The organism is Paracoccus marinaquae (assembly GCF_018860165.1).
In the GTDB taxonomy this organism is placed as follows: Bacteria; Pseudomonadota; Alphaproteobacteria; order Rhodobacterales; family Rhodobacteraceae; genus Paracoccus; species Paracoccus marinaquae.
This window is the reverse complement of sequence record NZ_JAHKNG010000001.1, coordinates 213,170-230,808: the sequence shown is the minus strand read 5'-3', so window position 1 is coordinate 230,808 and position 17,639 is coordinate 213,170. Positions and strand designations below refer to the sequence as shown.

The 17,639-nt window shown below is 68.3% G+C and carries 18 protein-coding genes; 11 read left to right on the top strand and 7 right to left on the bottom strand.

The window, feature by feature from the left end; genetic code table 11:
- Positions 1 to 133 precede the first annotated feature (133 nt).
- A complete protein-coding gene (locus KNW02_RS01185; RefSeq protein WP_216031414.1) occupies positions 134 to 2,428 on the bottom strand; it encodes an arginine/lysine/ornithine decarboxylase in 2,295 nt (764 codons plus the stop codon).
- 34 nt (positions 2,429 to 2,462) lie between these two features.
- Positions 2,463 to 3,266, bottom strand: coding sequence for a CYTH domain-containing protein (locus KNW02_RS01180; protein WP_216031413.1), 804 nt, complete (start codon positions 3,264 to 3,266; stop codon positions 2,463 to 2,465).
- Between the two features lie 75 nt (positions 3,267 to 3,341).
- On the opposite strand from KNW02_RS01180, the gene KNW02_RS01175 reads away from it, so the two are divergent.
- The 11 genes from KNW02_RS01175 to KNW02_RS01125 all read left to right on the top strand — a co-directional run bounded on the left by KNW02_RS01175 (position 3,342) and on the right by KNW02_RS01125 (position 12,883).
- Positions 3,342 to 4,199 (top strand): putative selenate ABC transporter substrate-binding protein, encoded by an 858-nt coding sequence (locus KNW02_RS01175; RefSeq protein ID WP_216031412.1) that lies wholly within the window; start codon positions 3,342 to 3,344, stop codon positions 4,197 to 4,199.
- On the top strand, positions 4,196 to 4,852 hold the full coding sequence (locus KNW02_RS01170; protein ID WP_216031411.1) for an ATP-binding cassette domain-containing protein: 657 nt from the start codon (positions 4,196 to 4,198) through the stop codon (positions 4,850 to 4,852). Before KNW02_RS01175 ends, KNW02_RS01170 begins: the two co-directional genes overlap by 4 nt.
- Positions 4,845 to 6,371 (top strand): PhnE/PtxC family ABC transporter permease, encoded by a 1,527-nt coding sequence (locus tag KNW02_RS01165; protein WP_216031410.1) that lies wholly within the window; start codon positions 4,845 to 4,847, stop codon positions 6,369 to 6,371. Before KNW02_RS01170 ends, KNW02_RS01165 begins: the two co-directional genes overlap by 8 nt.
- Positions 6,372 to 6,494: 123 nt before the next feature.
- Positions 6,495 to 7,454, top strand: coding sequence for an AAA family ATPase (locus tag KNW02_RS01160; RefSeq protein WP_216031409.1), 960 nt, complete (start codon positions 6,495 to 6,497; stop codon positions 7,452 to 7,454).
- The gene (locus KNW02_RS01155; RefSeq protein WP_348524660.1) at positions 7,448 to 8,278 is read left to right on the top strand and encodes a DUF58 domain-containing protein; all 831 of its coding nucleotides are present in this window, start codon (positions 7,448 to 7,450) and stop codon (positions 8,276 to 8,278) included. Before KNW02_RS01160 ends, KNW02_RS01155 begins: the two co-directional genes overlap by 7 nt.
- Positions 8,275 to 8,613, top strand: coding sequence for a hypothetical protein (locus KNW02_RS01150; RefSeq protein WP_216031408.1), 339 nt, complete (start codon positions 8,275 to 8,277; stop codon positions 8,611 to 8,613). Before KNW02_RS01155 ends, KNW02_RS01150 begins: the two co-directional genes overlap by 4 nt.
- Positions 8,610 to 9,560, top strand: a complete 951-nt coding sequence (locus tag KNW02_RS01145; protein WP_216031407.1) for a VWA domain-containing protein — start codon at positions 8,610 to 8,612, stop codon at positions 9,558 to 9,560. The genes KNW02_RS01150 and KNW02_RS01145 overlap by 4 nt, the downstream gene beginning before the upstream one ends.
- Positions 9,548 to 10,450 (top strand): VWA domain-containing protein, encoded by a 903-nt coding sequence (locus tag KNW02_RS01140; RefSeq protein ID WP_216031406.1) that lies wholly within the window; start codon positions 9,548 to 9,550, stop codon positions 10,448 to 10,450. The genes KNW02_RS01145 and KNW02_RS01140 overlap by 13 nt, the downstream gene beginning before the upstream one ends.
- Positions 10,447 to 11,064 (top strand): hypothetical protein, encoded by a 618-nt coding sequence (locus KNW02_RS01135; RefSeq protein ID WP_216031405.1) that lies wholly within the window; start codon positions 10,447 to 10,449, stop codon positions 11,062 to 11,064. Before KNW02_RS01140 ends, KNW02_RS01135 begins: the two co-directional genes overlap by 4 nt.
- On the top strand, positions 11,058 to 12,227 hold the full coding sequence (locus KNW02_RS01130) for a BatD family protein (RefSeq protein ID WP_216031404.1): 1,170 nt from the start codon (positions 11,058 to 11,060) through the stop codon (positions 12,225 to 12,227). The genes KNW02_RS01135 and KNW02_RS01130 overlap by 7 nt, the downstream gene beginning before the upstream one ends.
- A gap of 188 nt (positions 12,228 to 12,415) precedes the next feature.
- Positions 12,416 to 12,883, top strand: a complete 468-nt coding sequence (locus tag KNW02_RS01125; RefSeq protein WP_216031403.1) for a MarR family winged helix-turn-helix transcriptional regulator — start codon at positions 12,416 to 12,418, stop codon at positions 12,881 to 12,883.
- 57 nt (positions 12,884 to 12,940) lie between these two features.
- Here the strand turns inward: KNW02_RS01125 and KNW02_RS01120 are convergent, their stop codons facing one another.
- From KNW02_RS01120 to ahbB (KNW02_RS01100), 5 genes are read right to left on the bottom strand one after another with little or no spacing between them, the layout of a single operon-like run.
- Positions 12,941 to 14,482 (bottom strand): nitrite reductase, encoded by a 1,542-nt coding sequence (locus KNW02_RS01120; RefSeq protein WP_216031402.1) that lies wholly within the window; start codon positions 14,480 to 14,482, stop codon positions 12,941 to 12,943.
- Positions 14,457 to 15,680, bottom strand: a complete 1,224-nt coding sequence (gene nirJ / locus KNW02_RS01115) for a heme d1 biosynthesis radical SAM protein NirJ (RefSeq protein WP_216031401.1) — start codon at positions 15,678 to 15,680, stop codon at positions 14,457 to 14,459. Before nirJ ends, KNW02_RS01120 begins: the two co-directional genes overlap by 26 nt.
- Positions 15,681 to 15,691: 11 nt before the next feature.
- Entirely contained in the window at positions 15,692 to 16,177 is a 486-nt protein-coding gene (ahbB, locus tag KNW02_RS01110; RefSeq protein ID WP_216031400.1) for a siroheme decarboxylase subunit beta, read from the bottom strand.
- Entirely contained in the window at positions 16,174 to 16,647 is a 474-nt protein-coding gene (locus KNW02_RS01105) for an Lrp/AsnC family transcriptional regulator (RefSeq protein WP_216031399.1), read from the bottom strand. Before KNW02_RS01105 ends, ahbB (KNW02_RS01110) begins: the two co-directional genes overlap by 4 nt.
- A complete protein-coding gene (ahbB, locus tag KNW02_RS01100) occupies positions 16,644 to 17,639 on the bottom strand; it encodes a siroheme decarboxylase subunit beta (protein WP_216031398.1) in 996 nt (331 codons plus the stop codon). Before ahbB (KNW02_RS01100) ends, KNW02_RS01105 begins: the two co-directional genes overlap by 4 nt.

Below are 17,639 nucleotides of genomic sequence, written 5' to 3'. Positions count from 1 at the left end.
AGCCGGCGTCTCGGCCACGGGCGCCAAGCATCATGGCTGCGGCGCCAAACAAATCGAGCCGTATCAAGACCTTTCATGGGGTCGGCGGGCTGTGCGCGGCGGCACACCGCGACGCAGAAGGCCCAAGGCTTCGCTAGCCGGCCACGCAGTCCGCGAAATATTCCTCGGTGCCGTCCGGGCCTGCCTCGCGCACGAGGCCGTGGATATCGGTTTCGAAGCCCGGGCATTCGCGCGCGAATTCGCGGTTGAACTTCAGGTAGTCCACGATCCTGCGGTTGAAGACCTCGCCCGGGATCAGCAGCGGGATCCCCGGCGGATAGGGGGTCACGAGGCTGGTGGTGATGCGCCCCTCAAGATCGTCGATCCGCACCCGTTCGGTCGTCCGCCGGGCGATATGGGCGAAGGCGTCCGCAGGCTTCATCGCCGGCGTCAGGTCGCTGAGATAGATCTCGGTCGACAGCACCGCCACGTCATATTTGGCATAGAGCCGATGGACATGAGCCGAGAGGTCGCGCAGGCCCATCTGCTCATAGCGCGGATGCTTGGCGCAGAATTCCGGCATGATCCGCCACATCGGCTGGTTCCGGGCGAAATCGTCCTTGAACTGCTGCAGCGCCGACAGAAGCGTGTTCCAGCGCCCCTTGGTGATGCCGATGGTGAACATGATGAAGAAGGAGTAAAGCCCCGTCTTTTCGACCACGACGCCATGTTCGGCCAGGTATTTGGTAACGATCGAGGCCGGGATGCCCCAGTCATCAAAGCGCCCGTCCAGATTGAGCCCCGGGGTGATGATCGTCGTCTTGATCGGGTCCAGCATGTTGAAGCCCGGCGCCATGTCGCCGAAGCCGTGCCAGCTGTCGCCGCCCCCGCTCTGAACGCCGTCGGCATCGGTCTTGTTCAACTCCCAGTCGCGGGTCCGGCCGATGCCGTCGCCGGTATGGTCCAGATCGCCGGGTCCCCAGACCTGGAACCACCAGTCGCCCTCGCCGTATTCCTCGTCTATCTTGCGCATGGCCCGGCGGAAATCCAGCGCCTCCATGATGCTCTCTTCGACCAGCGCCTCGCCGCCCGGCGGCTCCATCATCGCCGCGGCCACATCGCAACTGGCGATGATCGAATATTGCGGACTGGTCGAGGTGTGCATCAGGTAGGCTTCATTGAAGAGATGCCGGTCGAGCCGCGTCTCCTGACTGTCCTGCACCAGAACGTGGCTGGCCTGACTGATCCCGGCCAGCAGCTTGTGGATCGACTGCGTGGCATAGGTGACCGAATGCTTCATGCGACCGCGCTTGCGGCCCATGGCGTGATACTGGCCATAGAACGGGTGGAAGGCGGCATGGGGCAGCCAGGCCTCGTCGAAATGCAGGTTCTCGATCTGGCCGTCCAGAAGCCGCTTGATGACCTCGGTATTGTAAAGCACACCGTCATAGGTCGATTGCGTCAGCGTCATGATCCGCGGCTTGACGTTCCCCGCATCGACATCCTGCAACAGCGGATTGGCGCGGATCTTGGCGCGGATCGAATCCATCTCGAACTCGGATCGCGGGATCGGGCCGATGATGCCCCAGTGATTGCGCGTCGGCTTGAGGAAGACCGGAACCGCGCCGGTCATGATGATCGAATGCAGGATCGACTTGTGGCAGTTGCGGTCCACCACCACCACATCGCCCGGCGCGACGGTATGATGCCAGACCATCTTGTTCGAGGTCGAGGTGCCGTTGGTGACGAAAAAGCAGTGATCGGCGTTGAAGATCCGCGCGGCACTCCGTTCGGACGCGCCGATGGCGCCGTTATGGTCCAGAAGCTGGCCAAGTTCCTCGACCGCATTGCAGACATCGGCCCGCAGCATGTTCTCGCCGTAGAACTGGTGATACATCTGCCCGATCGGGCTTTTCAGGAAGGCCACGCCGCCCGAATGGCCCGGACAATGCCACGAGTAGGAACCGTCCTCGGCATAGTCCAGCAGCGCCCGGAAAAAGGGCGGCTGTATCCCTTCGAGATAGGATTTCGCCTCGCGGATGATATGCCGGGCGACGAATTCCGGCGTGTCCTCGAACATGTGGATGAAGCCGTGCAGCTCGCGCAGGATGTCGTTCGGGATATGCCGCGAGGTCTTGGTCTCGCCGTAAAGATAGATCGGCACATCGGCGTTCTTCCAGCGCACCTCCTCGATGAAGTCGCGCAGATCCTTGACTGCCGGAGACACGTCCTGTCCGGGGCTGAATTCCTCGTCGTCGATCGACAGCAGGAAGGCGCTGGCGCGGGATTGCTGCTGGGCGAATTGCGACAGATCGCCATAGCCGGTGACGCCAAGCACGTCGAAGCCCTCGGCCTCGATCGCCTGGGCCAGCGCGCGGATGCCCAGACCCGACGAGTTCTCGGAGCGGAAATCCTCGTCGATGATGACGATGGGGAAACGGAACTTCATCAGGCGACTCCCGTGGAGATAAGGAGGGGTTTGTTCACGACGCATCCCGGTCACGGGCCGGGCCGGCCTGCAGGGACAGCGGTATCTGTTCCCGTTGCTTCTGCCGTGCGGCGAGCATGTTGATCTTGCGGTATTCCTGCAGGCCGGTGACCTCGCGCCCCACCCAGGCCGGAATCTCCAGCAGATAGGCCAGGGTCGGCAGCTCGACCTCGGCGATGGTGATCCCTTCGAGGATTCCATGATAGAGATCGACGGTCCAGATCAATCCGGCCGCCGGAACATGGTATCGCGTCTTCTCGAACAGGTTGCCGGCACAGTGCTTTTCCAACATTTCCTCGGCATCGGTCGCGGGAATGGGATATTCGTATTCGTCCCGCAAGAGGCCCTGTCGCTGCCCCTTGACGGTCAGCGTGGCCCGGTCGTCCTGAAACCGCACCCGCACCTTGCGGCCGTCGGTGGCCGAAATCAGACCGTCGCGCAGACGTTCACGGCGGATGACGCCGCTTTTCCAGCCATCATTGGCCACCAGAAATTTCCGCTCGATTTCCTGTGCCAAAACGACCGCCTTCCGCCTGTGAACGCGGTCCCCTTTTAGCGGTGGCAACACCGTCCCGCCAAGAGTGGTACATTCAGACCCGATTATCGCGCCGCATGGATCACGGAACGCGCCGGAATGCCAGCCCCTTCGCGAAGCAGTCACCGCGCCCAGGGGCGACGCACCCGGCCGGGATCGGAACGGACCGGCCGGATAAACAAGACGATGCGGCAATCCGCCGTGAACCGGTTTGCCCGGATATCCTTGACACCATCCGGCGCGACCGCGCAGGATTCCGGGCATGGTTCGCCCGACCCGAGGCGAGGAAACCCCCGCCGGCCGAATCATTCCCCAGCCCGCCATAACCGGACACGTCACATGCTCAGACCTCTTTCATTCGCCGCCGCCCTGTTGTTGGCGAGCCTGTCCACCGCAGGGGCGGACACGTTCTATTTCTCGGCCATTCCGGATGAGGACGACACCGCCCTGCAGGCCCGCTTCGGCAAGATCGCCGACTACCTCGAAGGCAGGCTGGGCGTCGATGTGGAATTCGTCCCGGTCAAGAGCTATGCCGCCTCGGTCACCGCCTTTCGCAACGACCAGATCCAGCTGGCCTGGTTCGGTGGCCTGACCGGCGTTCAGGCACGGATGGTCTCGCCGGGCGCGCGCGCCATCGCGCAGGGCGCCGAGGACGTGGAATTCGTCACCTATTTCATCGCCAATGCTGGTACCGGGCTGACCGCATCCGACCAGTTCCCGCAGGAGATGCGCGGCCGCAGCTTTACCTTCGGGGCCAAGACCTCGACCTCGGGGCGCCTGATGCCGGATTTCTACATCCGCAAGGAAACCGGCGGCGCCCCGGAACAGTTTTTCGACCGCGTCGGGTTCTCGGGCGATCATTCGCAGACCCTGCGGCTGGTCGCATCGGGCGCCTATGACATCGGCGCGCTGAATTTTTCGGTCTATGACAAGGCGGTGACCGAGGGCCTGCCCGAGGTCGAGACGGCGCCGATCATCTGGAAGACACCCCCCTACCCGGATTACAACTGGACCATCCGCGGCGATGTCGACGAAAGGTTCGGCGAAGGGTTCACCGATCGCGTCCAGGCCGTTCTGATCGAGATGAGCGATCCCGACCTGCTGGCCAGCTTCCCGCGCTCGGCCTTCATCCCCGCCACGAACGAGGAATATGCCCCGATTGAGGCCGTGGCGAAGGATCTGGGCCTGCTGGAATGAAGATCCGGCTGGAAGGGGCCACGCTTGGATATGGCGAGGCGCCGGTTCTCAGCGAGGTGAATTTCAGCCAGCAGCGCGGCGAACGGGTCGTGCTGCTGGGCCCTTCCGGCGCCGGCAAATCGACCCTGCTGATGGCGATTCACGCGCAGCTGGCGGGGGCCAGCCGGGTCGCGCTGGTGCCGCAGGATGGCGGGCTGGTGCCGCAACTGTCGGTGCGCCGCAATGTCTATATGGGCCGGCTGGATGATCACGGGGCGGCCCGCAATCTGGGCGCGCTGATCTATCTGCGCCGCCCGATCCGCGACGAGATCGACGCCATCCTTGCCCGGCTGGGGCTGCAGGATCATGTCAGACGCCCGGTCGAGGCGCTGTCGGGCGGCCAGCGCCAGCGCACCGCGGTCGGCCGCGCCTTCTATCGCGGCGGCGACATCATCGTCGCGGACGAGCCTGTCTCGGCCGTGGACGGCGTTCAGGCGCGGCAGATCATCGAGATGATCCGCGACCGCTTCGACACCGCGCTTCTGGCCCTGCATGATGTCGATCTTGCCCGCGCCTTCGCCACAAGGATCGTCGGGCTGCGCGACGGCCGGATCCGCTTTGACGGGCCGGCCGAAGCGATCGACCGCCGCCAGATCGACGCCCTCTATGCCTGAGCGGCTGGCCCCGGCGACCGTGGTCGCATGTTTCACGCTGCTGGCAGCAATTCTGCTGCCCTTTGCCGATCTCGAGATCTCGGGGCATGATCCATGGGCCATGCTGGGCCGGATGCTGACGGGCTTTGCACGCCCGGATTTCGGCGCCATCGAGACATTGGCCCATTCGCTGGCGCTGACCGTCGCCTTCGCAGTCGCGGGGGTGGCCCTTGGCGCGGCGGCGGGCTTCGCCCTCGCCCCCTTCTATGACCGCCGGCTGGTGCGCATCCTGTGCATCGGGTTACGGTCGATCCACGAGATCTTCTGGGCGCTGCTGCTGATCCAGGCCATCGGGATCGGCGCCCCCGCCGGCGTCCTCGCGCTTGCCCTGCCCTATGCCGGGATTTTCGCCAAGATCTTCGCCGAACAGATCGAGGAATCCGACCCGCGCCCCCGCAACGCCCTGCCGCCCGGAACCGACGCGATCTCGCGCTTTGCCTATGCCTGCCTGCCGCTGATCCGGGCGCCGATGACGGCCTATTGCCTCTACCGGCTGGAATGCGGCATGCGCGCCAGCGCGGTGATCGGCTTCATCGGCCTGCCGACGCTTGGCTTTCAACTGGACAGCTTCTTTCGCAAGGGGGATTACGGCGCCACCTCGGCGATCCTGATCTGCTATATCGCGCTGATCGCCAGCCTGCGGCTGTGGATGCGGCCACGGCTGGCACCGCTGTGGATCGCCGGCTCGCTGGCCCTGCTGGCCGCGCTCAGGGCCCCGCCGATGGGCGAGGGTGCACTGTGGCGGTTCCTGTCCGAGGACATCATTCCTCGGCCGCTGAGATCGGGCGAAGGGCTGACCGGGCTGCTGGACTGGCTTGGCGATCTGACCCTGACCGAGATCCTGCCGGGCCTGTGGAACACGGTGATCGCGACCCAGATCGCGCTGGTCCTGACCGGGATCGTCGCCTTCCTGACCTTCGGCCTGACCGTGCCCGCGGTCACGGGCCGGTGGGGGCGGTATGCGGGGCACCTGTTCCTCGTGGTCCTGCGCAGCCTGCCCGAATACATGCTGGCCTATCTGTTCCTGCAGATCTTCGGCCCCTCGCTTCTGCCGGCGATCCTTGCCCTCGGGCTGCATAATGGCGCCATCATCGGCCATCTGGTCGGCCGCGAGGCGGATTCCCTCGTGCCCGGGCTGCGCCCCGACGCGCCGCGCGGCCTCAACCTCTGGGGCTGGGAACTGGCGCCGCGGGTTTTCGGCAGTTTCCTCGCGCTCTGCCTCTACCGGTGGGAGATCATCCTGCGCGAAAGCGCGGTGATGGGCATTCTGGGCATTGCCACGCTTGGCTTCTTCATCGACAGCGCCCTGTCGGAACTGCGCGCCGACCGCGCGGTGGTGATCCTGATCGTCATCGCCCTGCTCAGCGCGCTGATCGACACGATCTCGCTGCGGCTGCGGCAGCGGATGAAGATCGCCGGCCTGCGCGACAGCGACTGCGCGCGGACATCGGCGCTGTCTGCGGATGCCATGCGGACCTGACGCAACCCGCACCGGCCGGCAGAGGCCGAACGCGCGGACAACCCGCCCGCCATTCCAGACCAAAGTCTGAGGCGACCTTGCCGCAAACGGCGGTATCGTAGGAGCCGCATCCGGGAGGGGAGCATGAACGACATGACAGACAGCCCCCGCGCCGTTGCCCGGCTGGGGGCCGAGGTCGGCGCCGCGCTGATCGGGCACGAGGTTCTGGTCGAGCGGCTGCTGATCGCACTTCTGGCCGGCGGGCATGTGCTGATCGAAGGCCCGCCGGGCATCGCCAAGACCCGCGCGGTCAAGCAACTGGCCGCGCATCTGCCCGGCAGCCACGCCCGCATCCAGTGCACGCCCGACCTGCTGCCCTCGGATCTGACCGGCACGCAGGTCTTCCGCCCCGAGACCGGCAGCTTCGATTTCCTCGCCGGCCCGATCTTCCACAGCCTCGTGCTGGTGGACGAGATCAACCGCGCGCCCCCCAAGGTGCAGTCGGCGCTGCTGGAGGCCATGGCCGAGCGGCAGGTGACGACCGGCGGGATCTCGCGCCCGCTGCCCGACCCGTTCATGGTCGTGGCGACCCAGAACCCGATCGAGCATGAGGGCACCTTCCCCCTGCCCGAGGCGCAGCTTGACCGGTTCCTGCTGCATCTGCGGCTGGATCTGCCCGATGCCGCGGCGGAACGCGCGATCCTCGATCTGGTCGAGGCCGAGGGACTGTCAGCACCCGCGCCCGCCGGAACCGTGGTCACGCCCGAGGAACTGGCGCGGGCCCGGGCCGAGGTGGCGCGGGTGCATCTGGCGCCGGCGCTGAAGGATTTCATCGTCCGGCTGGTGATGGCGACGCGCCCCGGCGGCGCGGTCGTCGAATGGGTCGAACATCCGGTCTCGCCGCGCGGCTCGCTGGCGCTGGCGGCCGGGGTGCGGGCGCGGGCCTGGCTGCATGGCCGCGATCACGGCCTGCCCGAGGATGCCGAGGCCCTGGCCGCCGATGCGCTGTCGCACCGCATGGTGCCGGCATGGCAGGCGCTGAGCGAGGGGCGCACGGGCCGCTCGCTGGTGGCCGATGCGCTGCGCGAGGTGCGCCCGTGGTAGACGCGGCGACGCTGCCCGATGCGCCGGGGATCCGGCTGCGGGCGGCCGAACTGCTGGCCCTGCGCGACGACATCGCTGCCCCCGCCCGGCATCGCCCCGCCACCCGCCGCCCCGGTGCGGTGCCGGCCCGGCTGGCGGGCGCGGGCATGGATCTGCGCGAGATTCGCGCCTATGTGCCCGGCGACGATCCGCGGCGGCTGGATCCGTCGGCCACCGCCCGCACCGGCCAGCCGCATATCCGCAGCCTGCACGAGGACCGCGACGACACCACCCTGCTGATCGCCGATTTCCGCACGCCGATGCTGTGGGGCACCGGCGCGGCGCTGCGCTCGGTTCGCGGCGCGCGCCATCTGGCGCGGGCCGGATGGCAGGCGGTGCAGCGCGGCGGCTCGGTCGCCGGGCTGACCGTCTCGGGCGCGGGGCTGGCCGAACTGGCCGCCGGCACCGGCGACGCGCATATGGCCGAGATCGCGCGCATGCTGGCCCTGCAGCACGACCGCGCCCTGATCGATCCGGCCCTGCCGGCGCTGACCGAGGCCCTGGCCCATGCCGCACGGCTGGCGCCGCCGGGCGGACGCGTCATCCTTGCCACCGCACCGGGCGGATGGCAGATGGCCGAGGCGGCACTGGCCCGCCTGGCGCGCCGGCGGCGTCTGACCGTGGCGCTGATGCTGGACGAGGCCGAGATCGCGCCGCCCGCCGGCGTGCTGGCGATCAGCGACGGCCATGCCAGCCGGCTGGCGCGCATGGCCCTGCCCGACCTGTCGGCCGAGACCGCCCGGCTGGCGGCACTGGGCGCCACCCCGGTCGAGGTGCAACCATGACCCAGGACGAACTGCTGGCCGCGCTGGCGCCGCCGCGCCTGCCGGCCGGGGTTCTGCAACCGGATTGGCGCGAGGCTCTGGGCCTGATCGGGCTGGGTCTTCTGGCCGCGCTGCTGGTCTTTCTGCTGCTTGCGCCGCTGCTGACCCGCCGCCCCTCGCACCGGGCGCGGATTCGCGCCACCCGTGGCCTGCCGGTCGGGGAACGCCTTCTGGCCATCGCCCGCATCCTCGGCCATCTGCCCGCGGACCTGCGCGCGGCGGCCTATGGCGCCGGCCCGGCCCCCACGGATGAACGGATCGAGCACATCGCCAACCGCAGCGGACGCAGGCGATGAACCTCGCCCTGCCATGGCTGCTCGCGCTCTTGCCGTTGCCGCTGCTGCTTCGCCGCCTGCTGCCGCCCATCGCCATCCGGCGCCCGGCGCTGATCCTGCCGCCGCATCTGGCCCGCGCCGCGCAGGATACCGGGGCGGCGCGGGCGGCGCAGGGGCCGTGGCTGGCGGCGCTGGCCTGGGTGGCCCTGGTCCTGGCGCTTGCCGGGCCGCGGACCGAGGCCATCAGCGATATCGTTCCGGCCTCGGGGCGCGACATCGTGCTGGCGCTGGATCTGTCGGGCAGCATGCTGAAAGAGGATTTCCGGCTGGACGGTCAGCCCGTCACCCGGCTGGACGCGGTCAAGCGCACCGCCTCGGCCTTCGTCGCGGCCCGGCGCGGCGACCGGATCGGGCTCGTGATCTTTGGCGAACGGGCCTATTTCGCCGAGCCGCTGACCTTCGATGTCAATGCCGTCGCCCGCGTGATCGACGAGGCACAAGTGGGCATTTCCGGGCGCGGCACGGCGATATCCGACGGGCTGGGGCTGGCGACCAAGCGGTTGTCCGACAGCGATGCGCCGACGCGGGTGATCGTGCTGCTGTCGGACGGGGTCGACACCTCGGGCAGCGTGCCGGCGGTCGAGGCGGCGCGGCTGGCGGCGGATCACGGCATCCGTATCCATTCCATCGCGCTTGGCCCCGAGGATCTGGAAAGCCAGCCCGCCGCCCGCGATGCCGTGGATGTGGCGACGCTGCGCGAGATCGCGGCGGCCGCCGGCGGCGAAAGTTTCCGGGTGCGCCGGACCGAGGATCTGGACGCCATGGCCACGGCACTGGACCGGCTTGAGCCGAATCCCTCGGCCCGCCCGCCGATGCGCTATTGGCGCCCGCTGTGGCACTGGCCGGCGGCGCTGGCGCTGGCCTGTCTGGCGCTGATCGCCGCCCGGAGGCGCGGATGGGCGGGCTGATCCTGCTGCGCCCGTGGTGGCTGGCGGCGCTGCTGCCGCTGGCGTTGATGCTGCTGTGGATCGCCTGGCGGGGGCCGGATGCGGGCGGCTGGCAACGGGTGATGCCGCGCGACATGCTGCGCGCGATGCAGGGTCTGGGCGCGCTTGGCGGCAGGCCGCCCGGCTGGCAGCGTCTGCTGGCGCCGCTGGCGATGGCGGCGCTTGTCATCGGACTGGCCGGGCCGGCCCTGCCGCGCCGCGATGCGCCGGTTCTGGCGCAGACCGATGCCGCGATCATCGCCGTCGATCTGTCACCTTCGGTCGCCGAGGGGCCGGGTCTGGGCGAGGCGCAAATGGCCGCCGCTGGCCTGCTGCAGGGGCTGGCCGGTCGCCCGCTGGGCCTGATCCTGTTCAGCGGCGAGGCCTATGCCGTCTCGGCGCCCACCGACGATCCGGCGACGCTCGAGACGCAGATCGCGGTTCTGGCCACCGACACCATGCCCGGCCCCGGCAGCCGCCCCGCCGCGGCGCTGTCGATGGCGGGCGAGATGCTGGCCGGGCTGCGCCGCGCCGATCTGATCCTGATCTCGGATGGCGGCGGCATCGACGCCGCCGCCGAGGCCGAGGCCGACCGGCTGGCCGCCCAGGGCATCCGTGTCTCGGCCCTGCGACTGTCGGGCGTGGCGCCCGAGGCCCCGCCCGTGCCGGCCGAGGCGCTGGACCGGCTGACCCGCGCCGGCGGCCGGATGCTGCCCGCCGATCAGGTCGTCCGTCTGGCCAAAGGGCTGCAACGGCCCGGTGCGCTGCGGCGCGACCCGGTGCTGAGCGCGCTGCAATACCGCGATCTCGGGCCGTTTCTGGCCGCGCTGGCGATCCTGCCGCTGCTGGTCATGCTGAGGCGGCAGGCATGAGGGCACCGCTGATCGTGCTGGCACTCGCCCTCGCCGCGCTGGTCGCGGCCGGCCCCGAGGCCCTGGGCGGCCTCGCCCTGCGCGCCGGCTGGGACGGCTTGGCGCTACGCCTGCTGGCGGATCCGGCGGCGCGGGGCGTGGCGCAATACCGGCGCGGCGATCATGCCGCCGCGGATGCCAGCTTTGCGCAGGCCGGGCGCTCGCAGACCTATAATCGCGGCCTCAGCCTTGCCGCGACCGGGGATTATCCGCTGTCGGTGGCCTATTTCGACGCCATGCTGTTCGCCAATCCCGCCGATGCGCAGGCCCGCCGCAACCGCGATCTGGTGGCGGCGATGTACCCGCCCCCGCGCGGCGAGTCGATCGTGCCGGGCCGGTTGCGCGGTGCCGGCGGGTTGCAGCCGGAACAGCCGCTGATCTCGGATCTGCTGGCCAATTCCTCGGGGCCGGAATGGCAACGCAAGCTGGACCGCAAGGGGATCGCCGCCAGCGACGCCTGGCTGGAGACGATCGGTGACGATCCGGGCGAATTCCTGCGGCTGCGGCTTGAGGCCGAGTTCGACCGCCGCGCACAACTGGGCCTGATCCGCCCGACCGAGGGCAGGCCATGGTGATCCGGCTTGCCCTGATCCTGCTTCTGGCGCTGGCCAGCCGGGCGGCGGCCCAGGATGTGAAGCTGATGATCCTCTATGATCACGGCAACCCGGTGGTGGGCGAGATGGTCAAGCTGCGCATTCGCGGCGAATACGACCTGACGGTTTCGCTGGAGGACATGCAGTTCCCGAATTCGCCCGATTACGACTGGATGCAGATCGCCCGCGACGACTGGCACAAGGAACGGGTGAACGGCCGGCTTCTGCAGATCTTCGAACGGGTGGTGGCGGTGTTCCCGCGCCGCGACGGGGCCGTCGGCATCGGCCCCCTGACCCATCGCCTGACCTATGTCACGCCCGCCGGCGGACGGGCCGAAATGACCGTGACCGCCCCGGCCGTCACGCTGAACGTGACGCCCTTTCCCGGCGGCTACAGCCCGCTGGCCGCCAGCCAGCTGACCCTGACCGACCAGCTTTCGGCCGAACCGGGGCAACTGAAACAGGACGAGGTGCTGACCCGCCGCGTCACCATCGAGGCCCTGGGCACGCTGGCCCATTACCTGCCGCCGCGCCCCGAGATGCGCCAGCCCTGGATGATCAGCTTCACCGCACCCGAGGAACGCGAGACGGTGCTGACCGATGCCGGGCCGGTCGCCCGCGTCACCTGGGAATGGCAGATGCGCCCCCATACCGGCGAGCCGGCGATCCTGCCGGGAACCGGCTTTCCATGGTTCGACACTGATACGCGCCATATCGAGATCGCGCCACTGCAGCCGATCCCCTTCGGTTTTGCCGGCTTCGGCTCGAACTTCGATGCCGCCTCCGATACCGGGGCAGGCAGCGCGGTGCTGTCGGTGGTACTGTTTCTGGCCGCCTTTCTTGCCGGGCTGGCGGCGCTGGCATGGACGCGCGCGCCCAGGGCACCTGGCCCGACTATGCGCAGCCTGCGCCGCCTCGGCCCTTCACCCGCGCGCCACGCGATGCGCGAGGCCGCGGACCGGCAGGATCTGCCCGCATTGCGGGCCGCCGTCGACCGGCATCTGCGCTGGTCCGGTCGCTGGTCCGACGCGGTCGCCGAACTGGACCGGCAACTCTATGCCGCCAACCCGGCGGCCGGCTTCGATGCCACGGCCTGGCTGATCCGCTTCCGCGCAAGCGAGCGTGTGGCGGGCCGTCGCGGCTGACCTCGTCTCTGCGGTGCCGGATCGGCAGCCTTGCGACAGGGTGACAGCCCCCGACCGGTCGCCTTGCCATTCAGGACAATGCAGTTCAAAATATTCATTCTTGAAATATATCGGCCGGACGGGGAAACCGCGCGAGACGCAACCTGACCAAAGGCGTGAAGGGGACGAATGTGCAGGACAAGCAGCGGATGGCAGTTCCCTCGGAAAGCAGCGCGCTGGCGACGCGGCGGCTGAAGCTGTGGATACGGATGCTGGGCGTGACCCGTCAGGTCGAAAACCAGTTGCGGGAATTCCTGCGGGTGGATTTCGACACGACGCTGCCGCGCTTTGATGTCATGGCTGCGTTGTATCGCCGCCGCGAGGGTCTGACGATGACCGACCTGTCACGCACCCTGCTGATCTCCAACGGCAACACGACGACGGTGGTCAGCCGGCTGGTTCAGGACGGGCTGGTGAGGCGGCTCTATTCCGAAGAGGATCGCCGGCGCATCACCGTCACGCTGACCGCCGAAGGGATCGCCCGGTTCGAGATCCTCGCCGCCCGGCATCGCGAGTTGATCGACCGGCTGTTCGCCGAGCTTGGCGACGAGGATCTGGACGCTTTGCGCGACGTCTTCCGCCGCCTGCGCGACAGCCTGTCCGCGCAGGACGCCTGACACCCTTCCCCTGTTCCCGCCGCGTCGGGCGGGCCACCTGCCCCGCCGCCGACCCGGTCAGTGGCTGGTGCCATCCTCGAAGGTGATCTTGTTCCAGACATTGTATTTCCCCGAGGGCTTGCGCATCGGCAGGCGCTTCACCTCTTCCAGCGTCCTGGCGTCATAGACGACCACGGCGCCATCATCTTCCCACAGCGAGACCAGAACATGGCTGCCGTCGCGGGTGAACTCGGCATGGGCGAAGGTCTGGCCGGGGAACGGTGCCAGCGTCCTGACGATCTCGAGCGTCTCCTTGTCGATGACATGCATCCTGTCCCTGTTCGGACCGAAGAACACATCCGCCCAGAGATAGGGGCTGGCATCGTGGCTGCGCAAAAAGAACCCCGGCCCGTCGGTCTTGATCTGCTTGACCAGCGTCCAGTCCTGCATGTCGATCACCGACAGCACGCCTTCGCCCAGATGCGGCGAGGCCATGACCCGGCGGCCGTCGCGTTCCCAGGTGATGCCGCTTCCCAGATGCGGCAGACCGGGCAACGGCAATTCGGCGATGATCCGGCCGACATCCAGATTGACCACCACGCCCTTGTTGCCGTCGCGGTTCGCGCCGATCAGCTCGCTGTAGTCGGGCGAGAAGAAGAAATCGTCCACCGGCTCGTCGATGACGATGCGGCGGCGGGCGAAAAGGCCCTGCTCGGCGCCAAGCGCCTCTTTCATGCCGACCTCATAGCTGTGAACGAAGCCGTCATGGAAGGGGCCGGCATCCGGGCTGGTCGCCACCTCCCAGATCTCGGGGGCGTCCTTCAGCGCCAGGATGAAGCTGTCGCGGCTGGGCGCCTGATAGACGGCGCTGACCCGGCTGGGGGTCTTGTCGCGGGCCAGCACGTCGATAACCTTCGCCGGGCTCAGATCGCTGCTGTCGAGGATGGTCAGGCTGGCCGGCAGGTAATTGGCCACGGCCAGCCATTTGCCGTCCCGGCTGATGGCGATGTTGCGGCTGTTCAGCCCGGCGCGGATGCGGCCGACCTCCTGCAGGGACCAGATATCGTATTTCTGCACCCAGCCGTCCCGCGACATGATGAAGACGAAACGCCCGTCGGGGCTGAATTTCGGCCCGCCATGCACGGCGAACGGCGTGGCAAAGCGGTCCAGCACCTCGAATGTGTCGCCATCCAGCACGCTGACATGGTGATCGCCGGTTTCCACGACCAGCGTGATGTTCATCGGATCGGCGTCGAAGACCGGCGCCTCGGCGGGCTGGTAATCGGCATTCATCTCGCGGCTGGCGGCAACGTCATCCGGGCGCCAGTCCGGGCTCTGCGCCAGCGGCGCGGTGACGTAATCGACCAGCGCCGCGATCCGCGTGCCATCCAGCGTGTCGGCAAAGCCCGCCATCTGGGTCGAGACGCGGCCCTCGGCGATCACCCGGTCGATCCCCTTCACCCGCCCCAGCGTTTCGGGGATCAGCGCCGGGCCGGTCCCGCCCAGACGATCCGCGCCGTGGCAGGTGGCGCAGTTCTCGGCGTAATCGGCGGCGGGATCGGCCTGGGCAAACAGTGGCGCTGCGGCCAGCAGGCTAGATAAAACGATGCGCCGGATCATGGCTCTTTCCGCGGAAGGGAGTGACGGTCAGGCGTTCCAGATCGGCCCCGGTCGCGCCGATCTCGGCCCCCGAGAGATAGCAGGCCGGATCCTCGGCCCATGGATCGCCGGTCAGTTGCAGCGCCCGGATACGGGTATTGCCGCCGCAGACCTGCTGATAGGCACAGGCGCCACAGCGCCCCTTCAACGGGCGCGGCCGGGTGCGCAGGGTGGCGAGGATCGGGTCATCGCCGGTCCAGATCTCCGAGAACGGCCGTTCCTTGACCGAACCCACAGTATAGTCCGACCAGTAGGTATCGGGATGGACCTTGCCCTGCGGGTCGATATTGCCGACACCAAGACCCGAGGAATTGCCGCCCCAGGTTTCAAGATGGGCGCGCAGATTGGCGATCCGGTCGGGGGCGAACCGATCCTCGGCCCAACGCAGGAAATAGACCGCATCCGCGTCGTTGTTGCCGGTCACGACCTCCAGCGCCTCGCCGGCCTCGACGGCGGCCCAGGCGCGTTCGATCAGCAGATCCATGGCGCGGCGGGTATGCGAATGCTCGGCGTCCTCGCCCCGGTGCTTGTCGCCGCGGCCCGCATAGACCAGATGCGACAGGTAGAACTTGTCCACCCCTTCGTCGCGGCACAGGTCCAGCATGGCCGGCAGGTGATCGCTGTTCCCTTCGGTGATGGTAAAGCGCAGGCCCACCTTGATGCCGCGCGCCTTGCAGGCCCGGACGCCGGCCAGCGCCTGATCGAAGGCCCCCTCGACGCCGCGGAACCAGTCATTGACCGCGCCGATCCCGTCCAGCGAGATGCCGACGTAATCGAAGCCCAGATCGGCCAGCCGGTCGACGTTTTCGGCATTGATCCTGGTGCCGTTCGTGGACAGCGACAGGTGGCGGAAATCCAGCCTGCGCGCCTCGGCCGCCAGTTCCCAGAAATCAAAGCGCGACATCGGCTCGCCGCCCGACAGGATCAGCGCGGGAATGCGGAAATCCGAAAGGTCGTGCAGCACGCCCATGGCCTGCTCATGCGTCAGCTCGCCCGGAAACTCCCGGTCGGCCGAGACGGTATAGCAATGCCGGCATTTCAGGTTGCAGCTGCGGGTGAGGTTCCAGATCACCACCGGCTTCACCGCGCCCGGTCGTGCGCGCCGCCGCGGCGGCGTCGGTTCGCGAAGCTGGTGCATATATTGGGTCAGGCGAAACATCGGGCCTCCTTTCAGCCGTCGCCGCGCAGGCGCAGGCCGGTCTTTTTCAGGATCCGGGTGGAGTAGAGGATATCATCGGCGCGACAGGCAGCCCCCAGCAGGCCGCGAAGCTCGGCCCGCTTGGCCTCGACCTCGTCGCGCGAGGCGCCGTGCAGCATGGCAAACAGGTTATAGCGCCAGACCGGCGCGCGCGGCCGCAGATAGCAATGGGTCACGAAATCCAGCGCGCCGACCTGCCGGCCAAGCGCGGAAGCCTGCGCGTCATCGACATCCCAGACGCTCATGCCGTTGGCGGTCATTCCCAAGGCATAGTGATTGGGCGCGATGGCGATGCGACGGATCACGCCGCTGTCCTGCATCGCGGCAAGACGGTCGATCACCTGTGCCTCGCCGAGCCCCAGATCATCGGCGATCCGGGCGTAAGGCGCCTCGACCAGCGGCAACCCGGCCTGGGTGGCGGCGATCAGGCGGCGGTCGATGGCATCGAGCCCGCTCATGCCGCCACCCGGAAGCCGATGAAGAATTCTTCCAGTTTCGGGAATTGCCAGACGCTCAGCCCGGTTTCGGCCTCGATCCGGGCGCAGGTCTCGGCAATCCCCGCCTGCGTCTCGGTCGCCAGCACGAACCACATGTTCAGCGCATGGTCGCGCTGGTAGTTATGGGCGACCTCGGGATGGGCATTGACCAGATCGGCGATGCGGTCGAAATCGGCCTCGGGGGCCGACAGCGCGCAGAGGCAGAACGCCCCGCCCATCGCCGCGGCATCGAAGAAAGGGCCAAAGCGGGTGATGGCGCCGATCTCGCGCAGCCGGGCCAGCCGGTCGATCAGGTCCGCGCCGTCCAGCCCAAGCGCCACGCCCGCCTCGTCATAGGGCCTCGGCGACAGCGGAAAGCCCTCTTGCAGGGCATTCAGGATGGCGCGGTCGGTGGCGTCCAGCGCCTCGGGCGGCAGGGTCTTGCGTCTCATGCGGCCTTTTCCTTTCGCGTCGCTGTCTCGGTGATGATCGCACCACGCTGGCGGAAACAACGGGTCGAGAACAGGATCTTGTGCGCGGTCCCGGCCAGTTCGGGCAAGTCGCGGGCGCGATCCAGGACCGCCATCGCCTCGTCGCGCGAACGGGCGTGGATCATGCAGAACAGCGGCCAGTCCCAGACCCCCGGCACGATGCGGCGCTGATAGCACAGTGTCACGCCGGGCAGGCCGGCGAGGGCCGTTCCGGCAGCTTCGATCCGATCCTCGGGCAGACGCCAGACGACCATGGCATTCTCGCGCCAGCCAAGGGCGCGGTGACGCACGATCACGCCGACGCGGGTCAGCAGCCGCGCCTCGGCCAGCGCCGCGATGCGTGCAATCACCTCGGCCTCGTCGCGGCGCAGGTCGCGGGCCAGCGCAGCGAAGGGGCGCGGCTCCAGCGCCAGCCCCTCGGACAGGGCCTGCATCAGGGCGCGGTCGCCGGGCCTGAGCGCCGCCATATCGGCGGGCCGGTCCAGCGCCATGCAGCGCCGCGGCCCCTCCAGCGGAAAGCCCAGGTCGATATTGAAGGCGCGAACCAGCGGCAGGGACAGCACCCGAAGCCCGCTGGCCGCCTCGATCCGGGCGAGACAATCGGCCAGCGCGGCGGCATCGGGTGCGGTCGCCACCAGCCACAGGTTCCAGTCATCCTCGCGCAGATAGGAATGGTTGACGCCCGGCTCGGCGCCGACGAGGGCTGCAACCTCGTCGATGCGGTCCGTTGGCACCTGCAATGCCGCCAGCGTCGAGGCCCCTGCCGTATTCGGCCGGCAGGTGGCACCGACCCGGGTGATGCGGCCGGCATCGCGCAGCCGGCGCAGCCGGGCGATCACCTCGGCCTCGCCGCTGTCCAGCCGTTCGGCCATGGCGGCGAAGGGACGCGGTTCCAGCGGCAGGTCGCGCTGAAAATCGTCCAGAAGGCGGAGGTCCAATTCGTCCTTCGGCAT